The following is an 18,220-nucleotide window of genomic DNA, read 5'->3' as shown; positions in this document are numbered from 1 at the left end:
TTTGCAGGAAAGAGAAGAGGTTCACGGAACTATAGATCTGTGTCGAACTGTGGCTCTTTCGAATCACTCAGGAGCAACCAGTAAGTGGCCTTTCCAGACAGTGACTGCGTTGCCGGACAAATGAACGCGGTCGCCAGCGACTTCGCAGTACACCTTGCCGCCCCGCGATGAAGCCTGATGGCCGACGAGCGATGTCTTGTTCAGTTGCTTGGCCCAGAACGGTGCGAGGAAGCAGTGAGCGGATCCGGTGACCGGGTCTTCGTTGATACCGCAGCGAGGTGCAAAGAATCGAGAGATGAAGTCGACGCCGTCGATTCGGCTTGAGGCCGTGATCATCGCGCCACGCGTTTCGATTTTCTCGAGTGCATTGAAGTCGGGACGCAGTGCTTCGACGATGCGCGCGTCGCTTACCGCGGCGACGAGATCGAACTTCGTCCGCAGGACGACCGCTTCCTGAATACCGAGCGCGGCGAGCAAAGCGTTCTTCGTATCGGACTCGACATCGCCACGTGCCGACACAAGCGGGAAATCGAGAGTGATACGAGATCCTGATTGCGAGCAGGGCAATTCGCCGCTGCGGGTTTGGAAGCGGATCGGCAAGTTGGTATCGATTCGTTTTTGTTCGATCAGCGTGTGAGCGGCGGCCAGCGTGGCGTGACCGCAAAGGTCCACTTCGGTTGCTGGCGTGAACCAACGCAGGTGAAAAGAATTTGATTCGTCGGTCGGAACGATGAAGGCGGTCTCCGACAGATTCATCTCGGCGGCAACATTTTGCATCCAATGGTTGCTCGGAAAATTTTCCAAGATGCACACGGCCGCTGGGTTGCCGGAAAACGGACGGTCGGCGAATGCGTCGACCTGCCAGATCGGGATCGAGTTAGGTATGAACATTTTTTAGCCACGGATTCTTACGGATGGACACGGATTTGGACATGTTTGTGCGTGTTCAAGTACTTTGCTGACACCTTTGTGAAAGAAAAGGTTCTCGTCGAGTTGAAGACTGCCAAAGAGGGCAATGCGGCGGACGAAGCTCGATTGATGAACGAACTGAAGGCTACCCGAATCAGGGTTGAACTGCGGATCGATTTTTGAAAAGAGACGGTCGAATTCAAGCAGTTGGGAACGAGGATCGTTTTGAGCCACAGACTCGCACAGATCAAACATGGATTTCAGTATCCTGTTCTTGTCCGTGAAAATTCGTGTTTTATCTGTTGCTAGCTCTCTTGCGGATATCGTACGACATCGCCGTCCAAGACCCGATCACGGTGCCGATGGAGTTGCAATTTGCATTGGAAGCCAACGACGCGTCGATAAACGTATGGGACGAGTCGGACGCCCGGCAAACTCAGGGGCTTCTGTTTTCGTGTCGCCGCCGCGGAAATGCCGGAAACGCGAGAGCGACAGTTGAGGAAACGATCGACTTCTTATTGACTGAAAAGGAAAAGCAAATGACCGATGCGGAGAAAAATGGCCTGGTCGAATTGCTCGATTCGCTAGTGATGGCGGCGCTACCGAAATCGACCAAGGTCGCGAAGTACGATGGGACGCTTTACACGTTGAAGCCGGACGAGAAGGAAGGCCAGTTCTGCGGCGTTTTCCCTCACAATGCACACGTGCAGTTGTCGTTCGCCAAGGGCAGCGAACTTGACGATCCTGGCGGATTGCTTGAAGGCTGTGGCTAGTTCCGCCGGCACCTGACATACACGTCCCTCGAGGACGTCGATGCGAAAGTCGTCAAGCGTTTCGTGAAAGCATCGAGCAAGCTCTGACGTGGTTAGCGGAATCGAATTGACAGCCCGGTTCCGAAAAAGTAGTCATCGGCTTCATCGTTCAGCCCTGTTCCGCCACGAATATCCCATCGCATGTCATTGTTGATCAGGTATGTGACACCACCGTTGAAATAGTGTTCAGGTGAAGCCGTGTCAGCGCCGCTTGGGTAGAACCCGTAGTACTCTGTATAGGCGCCAACACGCTCTGCCAACGAATAGCCCAGCGTCCACGACTGCGCCCACTCGGTGTATCCATCGGCGGTGACCTCGTCGATCGCGCGGTTGAACCGAGTGCTGCCAGCGGCGGACAAGAAATCGTTGATGTCCCAACCGTAGAGCCAATTGAGCCCCGCAAGCACTTCGTCTTCGGTTCGATCGCTGCTTGCCGTCGGTACGGTCATCTGCGGAATGATCGCCATCTCGGGAAGCACACCATTCTGAGATGTCAAACCGATCTTGAAGCCGAGGTACAAGTCGTCGGAACCGGCAGCGGTTTGCCCATTCGTTTTCTCGTCACCGTATGTGTACGCCACTCGTAGTTCCAACCAATTTGCTACGATGCAGTCGCGTTGAACGCAGCGGTCTCCCACACACAAACCATGACCAGTCTCTTCGCGTACACTCATGCCAGCGACACGGGAAATTGGCAGATTGTCAACGTTGGTGTGATGGGCGGTCGATCGAGCAGTCAAGCGTCGATCGTCAGACTAGATTCGGGTGACAGTGCCGAAACCGGACTCAGGGTGATGCGATTCGCAGGCAACCTGTCGTTAAAAAACGATGGCCCATTCGTTCGGCTGATCGATCCCCAGCACGAAGTTGACATCTCGCCAGGTTCCGTCCGTGGGAATCCCGTTTAACAACGAAAAGCCGGGACCGTTCGAACTCCTGATCGACGGGGTCAATATCGAGTGGTCTTTGTCGACACTTGCGGGACGCGTTCGCTTCTCCCGACGAACTCGATCGCTTGCTGAATCCGCGTCTTGCATATTGCAGACGCGAAGGATTTTTTGCTTTATCCAATACGAAGCACCGCTACTCTCTAAGCTCGCGAGCAACAGTCAGGTAATAGTTGCGTGCGGTCGCGTTGACCATGTTGCTGGAAAGTTTGGTCAATGCGTCTGCTTTGATTTGCTTCGCGACGTTGTCGTCGGCGTCGATCGCCAGCAGGTGATCGGCGAGTTGCGCAGCCCATTGGTCATCGTCCGCGGCCAGGGCTTCGCGGGCGGATGCCAACAGCTTGTCAGTTCCGCCGGCCAGCTTTGCGACCCGCTCGGCTTCAGCCTTGGGTGGCAACGGAAACAAATTAGACGGATTGCCGTCGAACCAGCCTAGGTAGTAGTTGAATGTCGTGCGGACGCCCCAGTCCGGATGCCCGTAGAACGGTTGCAAGTATTCTTTTCCCGCGAGGTGTTCAGGAAGCTGCACGTACTCGACCAATTGATCCGGCGTCATTCCTTTGTTGATTCCTTCCACCGTTTTGTCATGGATGAACCGCACCGCGTCGCGGTAGTCGGTCAGGACTTGCCGGACTTGGTCTGCTCCAAGAATCGGATTGGTGTGACCGCCGACCAATGCAACGGCATCCGTATCGGCCATTTTGCTGAGGCTTTCGGCCCACAGCCGGGTGCTGCGATTGGGAGTGCCGCGAATCGCGTACAAGTTTGGAAACGATCGGTAGAAATTGTCCCCTGCGAACATGATTTTTCCTGCCGGATACCAAATAAACAAGCCATCGTTGGTCTCGCCCGGCGCAGCAACGAGTTCGATCTCCACGCCGCCGACATCGATTGATTGGCGGTCGCCGTCCAGGAAGTGAGTCGGCGTGGTTTCTCTGCCCGATGAAAAGACGGCTCCACCGCGCCGTGGGTATCTCGCCGGCGCAACGCCGTTGTTGATCCGCTGCTCGGGTGGAAGCTTGAACCCGGCTTGCCTTGCACCGCGGACATTTTGAAACGCCAGACCTCCGGCTTCCCACGGAGCAGCTTCGCTGCCGAAGTTCTCATGTGCCCAAATCTGCGGACGTTCGTCACCGAAAAACGCCGCCGCACCGCCGGTGTGATCGCCGTGCGCATGGGTGAAGATGATCGCCTTCACGGGTTGATCACTGAGCTTGCGGAATTCTTCCATGATGCGAGTGCCATCATCTACCGACATACCAGTGTCGATGATGACCAATCCGTCATCGCCTTCGATCATCGAAACGTTGGCGGGACTAAAACCAACAGCGACGTGAACTTTGTCTGCAACTTTGACGATTTGCTCTTCGAATTGAACGCTCTGGTTCCTCAACCGCTGAGTCGCGTTCGTCACTTCCTGAGCAACGCCGGAGCTGGCAACGGACAGCACAAGGCAGAAAGAGAAGATGGTTCGTTTCATGAAACTGTTCCTTTGAAATACGTTCGGATAAGTTTTTCTGCATCTTTCGCAGAAAGTTCTTTGTCGCTTCCATCTCCGACTTCGAGATGCCCGTCAATGCTGTCTTTCGCAAGTTGGCTAGCAGGGGCAGAGCGGTTTGAAGTTTCTGCTCGCCGCGGCGAGTCATTCCGGTCATCCCGATCCGAGTATCTTTACTCGATACGCTTCGCCGGGAAAGCTTCTGTTCCACGAGTCGGTCTGATCGTCACTTTACCGTCGTCGGATCTCGAATCAACAGTGACGCTGACTCGTTCATGTTTGGGGGCCGGCCTGCATCGGACAAAGTGATCAGTGTTTGCGTTTCCTCCCGCGAAAACGGCCAACCGTCACTCTTCAGCACCCCAGCCATTCGAGAATCGGATCGGCAACTCGCCCGATCGCAAATCCGGGCGAGAATTCGGATTCAAAGTGCATGTTTTCCGCCGCGCGAATCCTGATTCGATATCGTCGTCGGTCCAGAAAAAACTGGACAATGCCAGTAAAAGCCACGACCAACGGCATGAAAACGATTGGATTTGATATCGGATGCATCAATAGATGCTTGGAATAGATCTTGAGTATGTGAAATCTAGAATAGGTTGTCGAAAACTTGTGTCGTCTATCGTTTTCTTGACCCGGCCTTTGCTTCCACCTCGTCGAGCTTGCCTTGCATGATCGCCAATGTTTTCTGGTGAGTCAGCGTTTTCGCGAGGTTGTTGTTCTCATCTGGATCCGTGCTTAAGTCATAAAGCTCTACTCCGGTCGGCCACCATGTGTAGTGATACCGTTGCGTCCGAATCGCTTGTCCTAGTTCGTCACCACGCGTGACGACCGTGTACGCGATCTCTTTTCCATTAGATGACGGATCAGCCAGCATACCTGAAAGGCTTTGGCCTTGAAGTTCTGCGGGCGCGGGCACGTGGCAAAGCTCGGCCAGGGTTGGAAACAGATCGACCAGCTCAACCAGTCCCTCGCTCGTCGATCCTGGTTGGGTTCGCCCTGGCACTCGGATCACCATCGGCACGCGGTCGCATTGTTCGAACAGCATGACTTTGCCCCACATGAACTTTTCACCCAGCATATATCCATGATCCGATATCAACACAACGATCGTATCGTCCCAATGGCCGCTGCGTTGCAGAGCATCGAAAACGATTCCGATCTGCGCATCGATGAACGAAATGCAAGCATGGTATGCCTGGATGTACTCGCGTCGTAAATCGTCGTTCTCTTCGCCGAACTTAAATCCAAACGCCTCGTAGCGTTTGGTTTGAGCGATCTTCGGGACGTGCTTCCAATGCTCCAGCGATGCCGGGGCAAACATCAGTTCGTCTCGCGGATACATCTCAAAATACTTGTCGGGTGCAAGATACGGGACATGCGGTTTGTGAATGCCGCATGCCATGAAGAACGGTTGATTGCCATACGCCTTGTTCTCCAACCACGATGCAATCTGGCGAGCGTTCTTGCCATCGCTGTGCTGTTCGTCACGCAACCCGGTCGGGCCACGTCCTGCGTCCTGCCCGCGAGTCTGCGGCGCTATTGTCGGATAAAAGTCTCGCCACATTCGACGAGCCTCACCCGTTGCGATCGATCCGTGTTCGTGTTCAAACTTTTCGCGGATCGGTGTCACCATTGGCAACTCATCGTTCTCGAATCGCAACACTTCATTCCAAGCCAATGCACCCGGATCGGTTCTCTGATTGTGAAAAACTTTGCCGACCGCACCGGTCCAGTAGCCTGATTCTCTGAATCGTTGTGGCATCGAAACCGTTCCCGGGCGGGCGTCACGAATGTCGGTTGTGTTGTCCAAAATTCCCGTCGATTGTGGATAGAGTCCGCTCAGGAATGAAGCTCGTGACGGCCAGATAGGCGGTTCCCCAATCGGGCACGGAGACACACTGCACCTCGTCTCCGGGCGGATTCTTTCTCAATTGCATTGGCTTGCGACGATAAACTGCCGGCCCCTCGCCGTAGTAGTACAGCGGAATCGTCAAGAATCCGGTGGCCGAAGCTAATCCCGTCATGCAGCCTTCCGCCGCAAATGCCGCATCGGTGCCCTCGTAGACAGCTCGATTGATCTGCGGAACCACTTCGGAAACCGTTTGCCAGGTATCGTGAAGCAATTTTGCCGATCGATCATTCAAGCCGAAACGATGCTTCAGGGTTGCGGCCCAATACTCGTTGCCAAGTTCGTTGTTGTAAGCGAGTTCGCCCCACAATCGGAAGTTGTACCAATGCTTATCGATCTCCAACTGACCCTGCAAATCCGGAATCGTGGAATAGAACACGCGTCCCCAGACGTAGCCATCCGATCCCATCATGAAACCGGGAGATTCATCAAGCGGCATCTCACCAATGAATTGGCGAACGTAGTCGGGGCTGCCCCAACGGTGCATGAAAATGTCATCGTTGCGGATGTTCATCCAGACTTTGTATCCACGTTCCAGCCAGCCGCCTTTGTTCGCGCGAGACTCCCACTCCAGGGGTCTTCTTGAGGAATAGAGGCGACCCACGCAGTACTTAATTTCAACATCAACCGACCCGTCATACTTTGAGGCGAACTGTTCCTGGACATCGTCGCATTTGGTGCTGTGATTACGGAAGATGAATCGCACCTCCCGATTCTTGTCCCAACGTGGATCAGCCTTCGCGTCCATCACGCCAAGTCCATACGTCTTGAAGATGTACGCCTCGGTGGAATCATCGCCCTTTAGAAATTTGTTGTCATTCTCTCCCGCGGCAACACCAATGGCCGTAATCGACGGATAGTTCAGCACCAGTTCTTTCACGGCTGCGCGGAGATAGGCGATCGTATCGGGATCAGTTTGATCGGTGGTGATTCCGTGCTTTCCAGTGGCACCGTAGGTGAATACGTTCCAGTGAAACAGGGTGATCTGAATGCCACGATCGCCGGCATGCTTGAAAACCTTTTTCCAGTGCGCGATCTTCTCGTCGATCGTCATTCGCTTCACCAACTCGAGCGTATCGTCTTTGGTGTCGACGACTCCGTCCTGGTTTGAATCCAGGTAACCTTCTTCCCATTCGTCGTCATTGGGGTCGAAAATTCTGGCGATGAACTTGCCTTTGGAATCATGCTTCAAAACGCCATCGCGCACTTTATAGACATCATGCTCAATGGCTTGTTCATAGCCAGGCGTTTTGACCATGTGCGGATAAGGGTGGCAGGTCCACAGGCTCAAAACGTTGTAGCGGTAGCGAGCCAGATCATCGAGATACGGCTTCCAGAACCCTTCAAAATCCCACATGTGTTCGATATTCTCATTCGCAGCGTCCCCTGAGTCGTCGTAGGAAGGGCTCCGCGCATCCAGCGGGATATTGAATTTGATCCCGCGCTTCGCCACGAATGGCTTGCGAATCACGTTCGCGATAGGAAGACCCAATTTCAAGTACTCGGCCACTTCAATACCGCCGTACATTGCGCCGGTCGCATCCGAACCGATCACCTCGACACGGTTCGGTGCAGCCACTCGAATTTCAAATGCTTCCGCCAACTTATTGTCGGACTTGACGGTCAAGGTCACCGTCAAATCTGTCCGCTGCATCTCTGCCACCGCGCGATCAATTTCCTGTGCCGCGAACTTCAATTGCGGAATCGCGGAATCGAATTCGACATCGGCCAAAACAGACCTCGGTGCGAGCAGGGTGGATACCACGACCAATGCGATGGAAAGTCGCGACATCCGTGGCGGCCATAGAGTTTTTTGCGTTTGCATTTGGATTTCTGTTAGGGATAAGTGACTTGGACGTGGACTATAACTTCAACTTGAACTCCAACGTCCTCCTCTCCGCCGCGATCGAAGGGGCCAAAAGCTGACATTCTTGCGCGATCAGGATTTCAACCCTGCTCCGCAATGTTCACGCAGATAAGCGATGCTTCTTAGGAACTCGTTACGCTCATGTTCTTGATCGAAGGTCTTCTCGTCCTGGCCTTCGGCGGGCTTATCAATCTTGGCTGGCTTGCCTTTGCGAACCAACTTCAGAAAGTCGATGATTTGGGATGCGTCCAGGTTTGGATAGGCTTTCCAATACTCCCTGGTCAGGTAGGGAATCGGCCGCGCCGAATTCGAGATGGACTCGACGAAAATCGGCATACCGGGATTCGCACTGGCGAGCGTGTCGACATACTTCGGCACGTCCATCATGCCTTCACCGACCGCCATCCATTGAAAGATGGCTCCATCTTCGCTGGGCCACACGGTGTAGTCGCGAATGCTGTTGCACACCGTGTAAGGGGCGAGTGTTTCCAGGTGCTTCATCGGGTCTTCCATCGCCCACAACCCGTTGCCGGGATCAAGCATCAAGCCACAAACGTCGGTTCCAACTTCTTCGACCAACGTGACAAGCTCTTCGCTGCGAAGATCGGCTGCGTGGTTTTCAAACCCGAATTTGATGCCAGCGTCTCTCGCTCTTGAACTCGATGCCTTCAGCACACGAACCGCTTCGTCAATTCGTGGCTGGATTCCACCGTCCAGAAAGCGGTCGTCGATGCTTCCGATTCTCACGTTGACGACAGGCGATCCGAGTGTTTTTGCGACACGAATTCCCGTGGTCAGTAGCTCTTCGGCGGTGCCCCACGTGTCTTTGAATTGCTTGCCGTTGTTCGCAATCCCGCCAGCACCGGTGTAGAGCTTGATTTCATGACGGTCGGCCAGGTCCTTGAGGCCCTTCAGATAGCTCGCTTCAAGGCTCTCGAAGTAGTGCAGGCCGTTGAAGAGTGCCGCATCGAGTGTTTGCTCAGCGGCGAACTCGATCAACTGAGTTGCCTTCCACTTTTTGAACCGCATGGATCGCATCGAATGCCCGTCGAGTCCGAGTGGAATTCGCTTGCCTCCAGTGTCGTTCATGCAGAAGGCAGATGATTGCGAAACCGCGGAAACCGCACCAATCGCTCCTGCTGCGATGAATTGACGACGTTGCATCGGGTTCTGTTCCGTGTTGGATTGGAATACGTGAGTTGTCTCGTACTCTCTCCCGATCAATCGAAAATTGGACACGGAGAATTCTCTTTTTCCAAAAACTCGCCCGAAACAACCTTACTTCGATGTTTTGGCGATTTTCTTGTCCAATCGGAGGTATTGCGGGAGAGTGTTCACAGGCCTCACCAAAAAAGTTTTCCGCGAGAAACACATTGCATATTGACCAAGAACTAGCCCCGCAAGATCTGCTTCCTGCCATTCAACGGTTCTGGGCGCTTTCCGCGAAGAAGATTTCTAGTCTGAATCAGGACTATGATGCGACGCTCGGATCACCCGTGTTCACGGTGAAGGGACGGTACACCACACGTGGCTGGACCGAGTGGACGCAAGGGTTTCAATTCGGATCCGAGATTCTTCAGTTCGATGCGTCCGGTGACGAGTCGTTTCTCGAGATGGGAAAGAAACACACCGTCGAAAAGATGGCCGCTCATGTGACCCACTTTGGTGTCCATGATCATGGTTTCAACAACGTCAGCACCTATGGCAATTTGCTTCGTTTGATGAATGAGGGTCGTATCACCGAAGATCCCTGGGAACGCAATTTTTACGAAATGGCACTGAAGGCTTCCGGCGTCGTCCAGGCACGTCGTTGGACCAATCTTCCGGGAGGCGGATATATCTATACTTTCAATGGACCACACTCGTTGTTTGCCGACACAATCCGTTCGCTTCGATCCTTGGCCGTTGCACACCAACTGGGCCATTCCATGATGACGGAGAGCGACGTCGAGATCAGTCTCTTGGATCGGCTGATCCAGCATGCCAAGACGACGGCTGAGTATGCGGTGTACTACGGTGACGGTCGAGACGCTTACGACCTGTGGGGACGTACAGCGCATGAAAGCATCTTCAATGTGAACGACGGGAAGTACCGATGTCCCAATTCACAGCAAGGCTTTTCACCATTTACCACTTGGACACGAGGACTGGCATGGGTCATGGTCGGGGCGGCAGAGCAGCTCGAGTTTCTGAGTATCGTTGACGAAGCTGAACTGGTCCCGCATGGAGGTCGTCTCGCGGTGGAGGGATGCTTGCTGAAAATGGCCAAAGCGTCTTGCGATTTCTATATCGAGAACAGCGCCGCCGATGGGATTCCCTATTGGGACACCGGAGCACCGAATCTTCATCGACTTGGAAGCAACTATCTCGATCGCCCGGCTGATCCGTTGAATGATTGGGAACCCGTTGATTCCTCGGCAGCGGCGATCGGTGCGCAAGGACTGATTCGCCTTGGACGCTATCTCCAGGACAGCGATGCAGCTGATAGTAAACGCTACACGCAAGCTGGACTGACCGTGCTGAGAACGCTGCTTGACGAGCCCTATCTGAGCACGAATGAGGATCATCAAGGCTTAGCGCTGCACTCCATTTATCATCGCCCCAATGATTGGGACCACATTCCCAGCGGGCAGCGAATCCCCAGCGGAGAATCAAGCATGTGGGGCGACTATCACGCGAGGGAAGTTGTTTTGCTTGTTGACCGGCTTGCAAATGACCAACCTTACCTGAAGTTTTACATCTGAATTTGCGTCCAGTCATCATGAATCAATCGGAAATTGCACTCTCCATGCGAGCCACCATTCAAAGGCTAAGAATTCTTCCTGTCATCGCGATTGACCGTGTTGATGATGTTGCGCCGCTTGCCGACGCACTCGATAGGGGCGGTCTCCCGATCGCCGAGATCACGCTTCGTACCGATGCGGGACTCGAAGCAATCGCAAAATTATCGACGCGCAATGACTTCGTCGTCGGTGCAGGAACCGTTCACAGTGTCGAGCAAGCGAAAAAGGTGGCCGATGCCGGCGCTAAATTTGTGGTCTCTCCCGGATTCAATCCAAAAACCGTTCAGTGGTGATTGGACCATCAGATGCCGATCTACCCGGGAGTCTCTTGCCCGACCGACCTGGAAACGGCACTGGAATTCGGGCTCGAAGTCGTCAAGTTTTTTCCCGCAGAGCAGATCGGCGGCGTCAAGATGCTCCAGGCATTGCAAGGCCCCTATGGCAACATCCGCTTCATCCCGACGGGTGGGATCAGCGCGGCAAATTTGAAAACCTACTTGGACCTTCCCTCGGTGATTGCTTGCGGTGGCAGTTGGATGGTCAAAGCGGACCTGATCAAAAGTAGGAATTTTTCGGAAGTCCAACGGCTGACGGCGGAGGCTGTCGCAAGCTCCGAGGGTAAGCCAACATTCAAATTCATCTAGGCGATTCATGAAGAATACCTTATCCATCAAACCGTCTGATCAATGCCATTTCGATCTTGTCTCGCTTGGCGAGGTGATGATTCGGCTCGACCCAGGCGCAACTCGCATCCGCACCGCACGTCAATTTCAAGTTTGGGAAGGCGGCGGAGAATACAACGTGGCTCGAGGATTGCGACGATGCTTTGGGATGCGCACCGCTCTGGTCAGCGCCTTTGCCGACAACGAAATCGGGCGCTTGGCCGAGGACTTGATTCTGCAAGGCGGTGTCGACATGAGCTTCGTTAAGTGGATGCCGTACGATGGCTTGGGACGGACCATCCGCAACGGACTGAACTTTACCGAACGTGGCTACGGTATTCGCGGAGCCGTTGGATGTCCCGATCGTGGACTTACCGCGGCCAGTCAACTGAAGCCGGGCGACATCGATTGGGATCACCTATTTGGCAAACTTGGAGTGCGTTGGTTTCACACCGGCGGGATCTACGCCGCCCTCAGCGATACGACACCGGAGGTCGTCATCGAAGCGGTTCAATTTGCCAAGAAACATGGCACGATTGTCAGCTATGACTTGAATTACCGACCATCGCTTTGGAATGGAATCGGAGGGCACGCCAAAGCGCAACAAGTCAATCGTGAAATCGCCAAATCGGTCGATGTGATGATCGGCAACGAAGAGGACTTTACGGCTTGCCTCGGCTTGGAGGTGGAAGGAGTCGGTGAAAACCTCAGCAACATTGATGTTGACAAATTCAAGCAAATGATCGATCGAGCCGTTACCGAATTTCCAAACTTCCTCGTCACCGGCACAACTCTCCGCAAGGTGCATTCGGCAACCATCAACGACTGGAGCGCGATCGTGTGGAGTGACGGAATCTTCTATCAGTCGCAAGCGTTCGAGAAGCTCGAAATCTTTGACCGGGTTGGCGGCGGCGACAGCTTCGCCAGCGGCTTGATCTATGGATTCCTTACCACCGGAGATCCATCGCAAGCGGTCAACTACGGCGCTGCGCATGGTGCCCTCGCAATGACGACTCCCGGTGACACGACGATGGCCAACCTCAGTGAAGTTGAAAAGGTGATGTCAGGCGCAGGGGCGAGAGTTGTTCGCTGATTCACGTCAGCGTAGTACAGCGAAACATGAACCATCAGCTTCGTTCTGTACCCCGAATTCACGGTAAGTCATGAGGTGTGAAGCGTCCCTCTCCGCCCCAGCAATAATGCGTAGCAAAACTAGTCAAGGGCTTGTCGATTTATTAATCGGACGGCGCTTGCCGGGGTGGTGGGGGGAATGTCGACTCTCCCGAACGCATTTTTTCCAGTTTTGCTGAAATTTTTGTTAACGAAGCTTTGCAGCGAGCGGCATACGTGTGAATCGAGAGTTCTCAGCGTCGGACGCATTATGGATGAAAAACGAACACGAGAGGAATTTGCACAGTGCTGGCTGAAGGCCGAGCCCTCGATCTCGGCGTACGTTTTTGCCGCTGTTGCCGGATTTCACGATGCGGAAGATGTTGTCCAGCGGATTGCGGAGGAACTTGCACGTCGGTTCGACGAGTATGACTCCGAACGTCCCTTCGTTGGATGGGCTCTGTGGATCGCCAAGTCGCGGGTGATCGATTTCTATCGCAAGCAGGGCCGAAATCAGTTGGTATTTTCGAACGATTTGTTGCAACGCCTGAGTGAGACGATTGTCGAGCAAGCCGCTACCCGAAATCGACGTCGGGAAGCGTTGGAAACCTGCCTGGATGGGTTGCCTGAGAAGTCACGCAGGCTGCTTAATATGCGGTATGTCGATGATCTTTCCGCCGCGGACATTGCGAAGTCGGTCGGTTCGACTTCTGGGTCCGTTCGTGTGCTCTTAACTCGTGCTCGTTCGGCGCTTGCCGATTGTGTTCAGCGGCGACTTGTTACGGAGGGCGCGTGATGCCAGTTGATGACGGTTTGATGGATCGTTTCTTGGATGGAGATGTTTCAGATGACGAAAAGGCTCGCGTAGTCGAGTGGTTGGAATTGCCGGCTAATCTTCAGTGTTTCGCCAAGCGAGCTGAATTGCACTCGGATTTGAGGTGTTCGCTACGTCGTCGGAGTATCCAAGAGCGTGCAATTGAAACTTGCACCGGCGAAACCGCTAGCGCGATCGGATCACGTTTTACGAAGGTCGGGGTGATCGCGTTGGCAACAGCGGCCAGTCTGTTCTTCGCTTTCATGCTGTGGCCAGATGATGCTCAGCCCGACGCTTCGACCGGGCAACTGGCAACCGTCGTCAGCCGAATTGATGCATTGCTCACTAATGGAGAGGCGAATTGGGACGCCACCGAACTGGTCGCCGGGGAATATCAACTCAGGCGTGGCTTAGTGCATCTGCAATTCGACGGCGGCGTGATGGTCTATGTGGAGGCACCCGCTCAATTCAGTGTTATCAGCGGCAAGCGTCTAGTGCTACAACACGGGCGACTTTCCGCAAACGTTCCTCCCGAGGGCATCGGATTTACCGTTGATACACCCGAAGCGGAGGTCGTTGACTTTGGAACCGAGTTCTCCGTTGATGTGGAAGGCGGAGCGAGTGAGATACATGTGTTTGATGGGCTCGTACGAGTCAATCCTGGGGCATCGAATCAACGTGATGCCTCAAGATCCGTTGATCTTCAGGCGTCGCAGGCTGTCCGGATAACCGACGGAGCGGCTGAGCTCGAAGACATCTCCATCGCGACCGCAAGGTTCATTCGCAACTTTGACGAACCGAGGCTGAACTACGTTCGCGCGGTCAAGCGGTTATCGCCTCTGGCCCACTATCGAATGCCTATTCGCGACCGCGGGCTGGTTTCCGAACCGCCCAAGTATTCAGGCGTCCTCTTAACTGGAGAAGGAAAACGTCCGCCGCATGCTCAGGGGGTGTTCGTCGGCGGTTCTCTGCGAGTCGGAGTCGATTCCACGGGCCGTGGAGGACGCGTCGATTTGCCACCTGCATTGAGTACAGGGCAATTCTCGCTGACCGTGTTCGTGTATCTCGAAACACCCGCGCACGGTGCAATCGTTGCCACGAATTTGGATGGTGAGCGTGGCAACTTTGGCTTGTCTCTCAACGAGAACGGAATGCTTCAGGCCAGCGTCAGGCGTCGTAATGACGATGTATTATCCGTCTCAGGAGGCTCGGTCCTGCCGCTGAAGACTTGGAGGCACGTCGTCGTCACAGCTGATGGTGAGAACCTGCAGCTTTACGAAGACGGAAAGCTTGTTGCGTCCAAACCCTGTAAAGCCTTGGCAACCACCGACGCCGAGACGGTCTGGTTTGGAACGGATGCCCGTGCCAATCGTGTGTGGGGCGGCCGGATCGATGAGGTGGCGTTGTTTGACAGAGCACTCACCGAAGAAGAAGTCGCCGCGCTTTATCGCACCGCCCAAGAGGAGATTGCCAGATCACAATGAGTAACGAATTGAATAATGGCTTGTTCAGTCTTCTGGTACGAAGTTGGTTGAGTGTGCTCGCCACTTTGCCGATCTTCGGCGGATCGATCGCAGCGGCTGCCGACCGGCCTAACATCGTGATCATTCTTGCGGATGACCTTGGGTACGGAAGCCTCAACAGTTACGGCGCGGACGTGTCGCACATACACACGCCGAATATCGATCGGCTGGCTGAGCAGGGGCGACGTTTCACGGATGCCAACACCCCGTCCTCGGTGTGCTCGCCAACTCGCTACGGATTGCTGACCGGTCGCTACGATTGGAGGACGAACCAGAAGCACGGAGTGATTAACACGACCGACCCGTTGCACATCGACACGTCACGCTCCACCATCGCATCACTGCTGAAGTCGGCGGGTTATCGCACGGCCGCCATCGGGAAGTGGCACCTCGGGTACGGCACAGGGAAAGCGGACTTCACGAAACCACTTACACCGGGGCCGCTCGATATCGGCTTCGACTATCACTTTGCCGTGCCGCAGAATCATGGAGACGCTTCGGGGGTTTATGTTCGCAATCGGCAAGTCGTCGGCTTGCGCAGCGGCGGAAATGTTTCGGCAGGAAAATCTCCCTACGGTCGAGAGTACATGGGGATCGATGCTCCTCAGCGCGTCGATGAAAACGTGATGGATGAATTAACAACGGACGCGATTCGTTGGCTTGAGGAGCCAAAACGTGACGAGCCTTTTTTTCTTTATTTTGCGCCCGTCGCGATCCACTTTCCGTACACGCCGTCAGAAGAAACCAACGGTACAAGCGGGACTGGACTGTATGGAGATTGGATACACGAACTTGACATGTCCGTCGGTCGAATTCTGGACACGCTTGATCGGATGAAAGCGGCTGATGATACGCTTGTCATTTTCACCAGCGACAACGGTGGCGTGCTGATGACCGAGGGGCAACGCCCTGAGGCGGAAGCGTTTCGCATGGGGCTTCGTCCGAATGGCCACTGGCGCGGTCGCAAGCACAGCATCTACGAGGGTGGTTTTCGAGTTCCGTTGCTTGTTCGCTGGCCCGGACATGTTGAACCAGGAGCCGTGTGCGACGAAACAATTAACCTCGTTGATATCTATGCGACGATTGCCACGTTGATTGATCAGCCCGTATCGCCGAACGAAGACGTCGCTGAGGACAGCTTCAATGTGCTGCCGGCATTGCTTGGATTGCCGCATGAAGAACCGCTTCGGCCATCGATGATTGTGCACAGTCCCAATGGTAACTACGCCATGCGAAGTGGCCCATGGAAGTATGTCGAAGGGCAAGCAAGCCCGACATTAAAGCGGCCTTCGCAGCGCGACGAACTTCACGCTCAACTTTACAACCTGAAGGATGATCCTGGAGAGCAAAACAACGTCTCCAACGAACATCCCGAAATTGTGAAGCGACTGGCGGGGCTGCTTGAAGAACAGCGTAAGGGCGGACGGTCATCGACGAGCGTTCTACATCGGGAGAATTCCCCATGAATAACCATGCTGCTTCAGTAAACTCAGGAACGGTCTACGCTTGCCTGTTGATCGTCTGCTCGTGTCTCCTTGTAATCATCGCGATCAGCGACGCCAACGCGGCAGCACCGACCGAGCGGAAACCAAATGCCATCGTCATCTTGGCCGATGACTTGGGCTATGGCGATCTGTCGTGCTATGGAGCCGACGATATTGCTACGCCAAGCATCGACCGCATGGCGTCCGAGGGAATGAAGTTCAACAGCTTCTATGTTTCTCCCGTCTGTTCGCCGACACGCGCGGCGCTAATGACCGGAAGCCATTCGACGCGTGTCGGCATCGGCGGTGTGCTATTTCCTCGGAACAGCCATGGGCTGAATCCTGACGAGATCACGTTGCCGGAGCTACTGAGAGGTCAGGGTTATGCGACGGCTATCATTGGTAAATGGCATCTCGGCAATCAAGACATGTTCCAACCGTTGAACCATGGGTTTGACTATTGGTACGGAACGCCATCGTCCAACAGTCAGGGCTTCTATCCCACACTCAAGCGATACGCTGCTGATTGCATCTTTCGCGAAGGCTATACCCGCGAGAGCATTCTCGAATTGAACGAAGCGAAATGTCCACTGGTGTTGAACAATATCGTCGTCGAAGTGCCCGCCGACCAGACGCAGTTCACTCAGCGGTACACGGCTGAGGCCATCCGCTTCATCACCGAAAACAAGGACCAGCCGTTCTTCGTGTACCTGGCGCACAACATGCCGCACATCCCGCTGCATGCTTCCGAGAAGTTTGTGGGCAGCAGCAAGCGAGGCATCTACGGCGACACGATTCAGGAACTCGACTGGAGCACCGGCGAGATTCTGCGGTCTCTGAAAGAACTGGGACTCGACAAGAACACGCTGGTCATTTTCACGTCCGACAATGGACCCAACACCAGCACAGGCGGCAGCGCCGGCCCGTTGAAAGGTGGCAAAGGCTCGACTCTCGAAGGCGGCGTCCGAGTCCCGTTCATTGCTCGCTGGCCAGGTAACATTCCCGCAGACACTGAATCTGACGAAGCCATCACTTGCATGGATTTGCTGCCGACGCTGGCCAAACTGGCGGGCGGCAAGATTCCCAGCGACCGCGTGATTGATGGCAAAGACATCTGGCCGCTGCTCGCTGGAAAGCCGGATGCCAAGTCACCTCACGAAGCAATCTTCTACCTGCGAGGCCGAGGTGTTCAGGCAATCCGCGTCGGTGACTGGAAGTACCTCGTCGAGGACAGTTTCGATAAGGAAGACACGGAAGATGAGGTTGAGTTGACTGCGGAGGAGCTGAAACTTCCGCGCAAAGAGCGGAACGCGATCATCAAGGAGCGGAGGAAGGGCACGAGTCCAAAACAGGAATCATCTGCGGCACTCTACAACCTTAAAGATGACCTCGGCGAACAAAACAACCTGATTTCCAAACACCCAGAAATCGTCGTGAGGCTGCAAAAGCAGATAGAAAATTTCCACAAAGAGCTTCGCAAGAACACACGCCCCGCTGGCGTTGCGAACCAACTATGAACATCAATTGCACGAATCAACTGAATCCAGAAAGGCGCAGGGTATGAAAACCATTGCATTAACGTTCATTGCAGCATTGTTTGCAGTAGACGCCTTGGCGACAGAAATCCCGATCCCAAAAAGGGTTCAGAAGAAGATATTAGCTGGCGCGCCTGAAATCGACCTGAATCGTGATGGCAACATTACGGCCGAAGAATTAAAGGCAGGCAGAGACAAGCTGCCAGAAAACATGCGGGTGCTACTTGATGTATACGGGTGTGGTCTCTTCAGGGCGCAGTTTGACGGTTGATTGAGGTGCGTCGGTTTCGCGGCATTGCGTAACCTCGGATTGGTGTTTCAGAACAAGGGCGTCCCGCGTCACACTGATGTTGCAAAACAAAAA

16 protein-coding genes and 2 pseudogenes are annotated in these 18,220 nt (G+C 54.4%); 11 read left to right on the top strand and 7 right to left on the bottom strand.

Translation table 11 applies throughout. The features are described 5' to 3' along the window. Positions 1–63: 63 nt before the first annotated feature. Entirely contained in the window at positions 64–891 is an 828-nt protein-coding gene (locus Poly51_RS28095; RefSeq protein ID WP_146462291.1) for a PhzF family phenazine biosynthesis protein, read from the bottom strand. A gap of 51 nt (positions 892–942) precedes the next feature. On the opposite strand from Poly51_RS28095, the gene Poly51_RS30790 reads away from it, so the two are divergent. Together Poly51_RS30790 and Poly51_RS28085 are read left to right on the top strand one after the other, a co-directional pair. Then, on the top strand, positions 943–1,092 hold the full coding sequence (locus Poly51_RS30790) for a GxxExxY protein (RefSeq protein WP_186775871.1): 150 nt from the start codon (positions 943–945) through the stop codon (positions 1,090–1,092). Positions 1,093–1,199: 107 nt separating this feature from the next. Beyond that, positions 1,200–1,682, top strand: a complete 483-nt coding sequence (locus tag Poly51_RS28085; RefSeq protein ID WP_146462289.1) for a hypothetical protein — start codon at positions 1,200–1,202, stop codon at positions 1,680–1,682. A gap of 92 nt (positions 1,683–1,774) precedes the next feature. On the opposite strand, the gene Poly51_RS28080 is transcribed toward Poly51_RS28085, so the two are convergent. Continuing rightward, a complete protein-coding gene (locus Poly51_RS28080; RefSeq protein WP_186775870.1) occupies positions 1,775–2,302 on the bottom strand; it encodes a transporter in 528 nt (175 codons plus the stop codon). Positions 2,303–2,368: 66 nt separating this feature from the next. Between Poly51_RS28080 and Poly51_RS28075 the strand changes: the two genes are divergently transcribed. Beyond that, entirely contained in the window at positions 2,369–2,629 is a 261-nt protein-coding gene (locus Poly51_RS28075) for a CIA30 family protein (RefSeq protein WP_246114837.1), read from the top strand. Positions 2,630–2,804: 175 nt separating this feature from the next. On the opposite strand, the gene Poly51_RS28070 is transcribed toward Poly51_RS28075, so the two are convergent. From Poly51_RS28070 to Poly51_RS28055, 5 genes and pseudogenes are all read right to left on the bottom strand, one after another. Next, the gene (locus Poly51_RS28070; protein ID WP_146462287.1) at positions 2,805–4,148 is read right to left on the bottom strand and encodes an alkyl/aryl-sulfatase; all 1,344 of its coding nucleotides are present in this window, start codon (positions 4,146–4,148) and stop codon (positions 2,805–2,807) included. A 7-nt stretch (positions 4,149–4,155) separates the two neighbouring features. Next, a pseudogene (locus tag Poly51_RS28065) lies at positions 4,156–4,601 on the bottom strand (MarR family winged helix-turn-helix transcriptional regulator); the annotation flags it as partial. 184 nt (positions 4,602–4,785) lie between these two features. After that, the gene (locus Poly51_RS28060) at positions 4,786–6,066 is read right to left on the bottom strand and encodes a sulfatase (RefSeq protein WP_186775869.1); all 1,281 of its coding nucleotides are present in this window, start codon (positions 6,064–6,066) and stop codon (positions 4,786–4,788) included. Beyond that, the gene (locus Poly51_RS30785) at positions 5,954–7,903 is read right to left on the bottom strand and encodes a hypothetical protein (protein ID WP_186775868.1); all 1,950 of its coding nucleotides are present in this window, start codon (positions 7,901–7,903) and stop codon (positions 5,954–5,956) included. Before Poly51_RS30785 ends, Poly51_RS28060 begins: the two co-directional genes overlap by 113 nt. Positions 7,904–8,017: 114 nt before the next feature. After that, positions 8,018–9,184: a sugar phosphate isomerase/epimerase family protein gene (locus tag Poly51_RS28055; protein ID WP_146462285.1), complete on the bottom strand. Its 1,167-nt coding sequence runs from the start codon at positions 9,182–9,184 to the stop codon at positions 8,018–8,020. A gap of 134 nt (positions 9,185–9,318) precedes the next feature. On the opposite strand from Poly51_RS28055, the gene Poly51_RS28050 reads away from it, so the two are divergent. From Poly51_RS28050 to Poly51_RS28015, 8 genes and pseudogenes are all read left to right on the top strand, one after another. Beyond that, positions 9,319–10,689, top strand: a complete 1,371-nt coding sequence (locus Poly51_RS28050) for a glycosyl hydrolase (RefSeq protein WP_246114836.1) — start codon at positions 9,319–9,321, stop codon at positions 10,687–10,689. Positions 10,690–10,706: 17 nt separating this feature from the next. Beyond that, a pseudogene (gene eda / locus Poly51_RS28045) lies at positions 10,707–11,372 on the top strand (bifunctional 4-hydroxy-2-oxoglutarate aldolase/2-dehydro-3-deoxy-phosphogluconate aldolase). A 7-nt stretch (positions 11,373–11,379) separates the two neighbouring features. Next, positions 11,380–12,483, top strand: a complete 1,104-nt coding sequence (locus tag Poly51_RS28040) for a sugar kinase (protein ID WP_146462283.1) — start codon at positions 11,380–11,382, stop codon at positions 12,481–12,483. A gap of 288 nt (positions 12,484–12,771) precedes the next feature. Beyond that, on the top strand, positions 12,772–13,296 hold the full coding sequence (locus Poly51_RS28035) for a sigma-70 family RNA polymerase sigma factor (protein ID WP_146462282.1): 525 nt from the start codon (positions 12,772–12,774) through the stop codon (positions 13,294–13,296). Beyond that, on the top strand, positions 13,296–14,798 hold the full coding sequence (locus Poly51_RS28030) for a LamG-like jellyroll fold domain-containing protein (RefSeq protein ID WP_146462281.1): 1,503 nt from the start codon (positions 13,296–13,298) through the stop codon (positions 14,796–14,798). The genes Poly51_RS28035 and Poly51_RS28030 overlap by 1 nt, the downstream gene beginning before the upstream one ends. Next, on the top strand, positions 14,795–16,303 hold the full coding sequence (locus tag Poly51_RS28025; RefSeq protein ID WP_146462280.1) for a sulfatase-like hydrolase/transferase: 1,509 nt from the start codon (positions 14,795–14,797) through the stop codon (positions 16,301–16,303). The genes Poly51_RS28030 and Poly51_RS28025 overlap by 4 nt, the downstream gene beginning before the upstream one ends. Beyond that, positions 16,300–17,838, top strand: coding sequence for a sulfatase family protein (locus tag Poly51_RS28020; protein WP_146462279.1), 1,539 nt, complete (start codon positions 16,300–16,302; stop codon positions 17,836–17,838). Before Poly51_RS28025 ends, Poly51_RS28020 begins: the two co-directional genes overlap by 4 nt. A 43-nt stretch (positions 17,839–17,881) precedes the next feature. Then, a complete protein-coding gene (locus Poly51_RS28015) occupies positions 17,882–18,127 on the top strand; it encodes a hypothetical protein (protein ID WP_186775867.1) in 246 nt (81 codons plus the stop codon). The last annotated feature ends 93 nt before the right edge of the window (positions 18,128–18,220 follow it).

The organism is Rubripirellula tenax, from assembly GCF_007860125.1.
Classification (GTDB): domain Bacteria; phylum Planctomycetota; class Planctomycetia; order Pirellulales; family Pirellulaceae; genus Rubripirellula; species Rubripirellula tenax.
The sequence above is the reverse complement of the archived record's forward strand: the minus strand, read 5'-3'. Positions and strand labels throughout refer to the sequence as shown.

Excerpts from the sequence above, each read along its gene's own strand:
- Poly51_RS30785 (WP_186775868.1), bottom strand. The coding sequence starts at position 7,903 with ATGCAAACGCAAAAAACTCTATGGCCGCCACGGATGTCGCGACTTTCC.
- Poly51_RS28075 (WP_246114837.1), top strand. The coding sequence starts at position 2,369 with ATGACCAGTCTCTTCGCGTACACTCATGCCAGCGACACGGGAAATTGG.
- Poly51_RS28040 (WP_146462283.1), top strand. The coding sequence starts at position 11,380 with ATGAAGAATACCTTATCCATCAAACCGTCTGATCAATGCCATTTCGAT.
- Poly51_RS28025 (WP_146462280.1), top strand. The coding sequence starts at position 14,795 with ATGAGTAACGAATTGAATAATGGCTTGTTCAGTCTTCTGGTACGAAGT.
- Poly51_RS28020 (WP_146462279.1), top strand. The coding sequence starts at position 16,300 with ATGAATAACCATGCTGCTTCAGTAAACTCAGGAACGGTCTACGCTTGC.
- Poly51_RS28070 (WP_146462287.1), bottom strand. The coding sequence starts at position 4,148 with ATGAAACGAACCATCTTCTCTTTCTGCCTTGTGCTGTCCGTTGCCAGC.
- Poly51_RS28095 (WP_146462291.1), bottom strand. The coding sequence starts at position 891 with ATGTTCATACCTAACTCGATCCCGATCTGGCAGGTCGACGCATTCGCC.
- Poly51_RS28015 (WP_186775867.1), top strand. The coding sequence starts at position 17,882 with ATGAAAACCATTGCATTAACGTTCATTGCAGCATTGTTTGCAGTAGAC.
- Poly51_RS28035 (WP_146462282.1), top strand. The coding sequence starts at position 12,772 with ATGGATGAAAAACGAACACGAGAGGAATTTGCACAGTGCTGGCTGAAG.
- Poly51_RS28030 (WP_146462281.1), top strand. The coding sequence starts at position 13,296 with ATGCCAGTTGATGACGGTTTGATGGATCGTTTCTTGGATGGAGATGTT.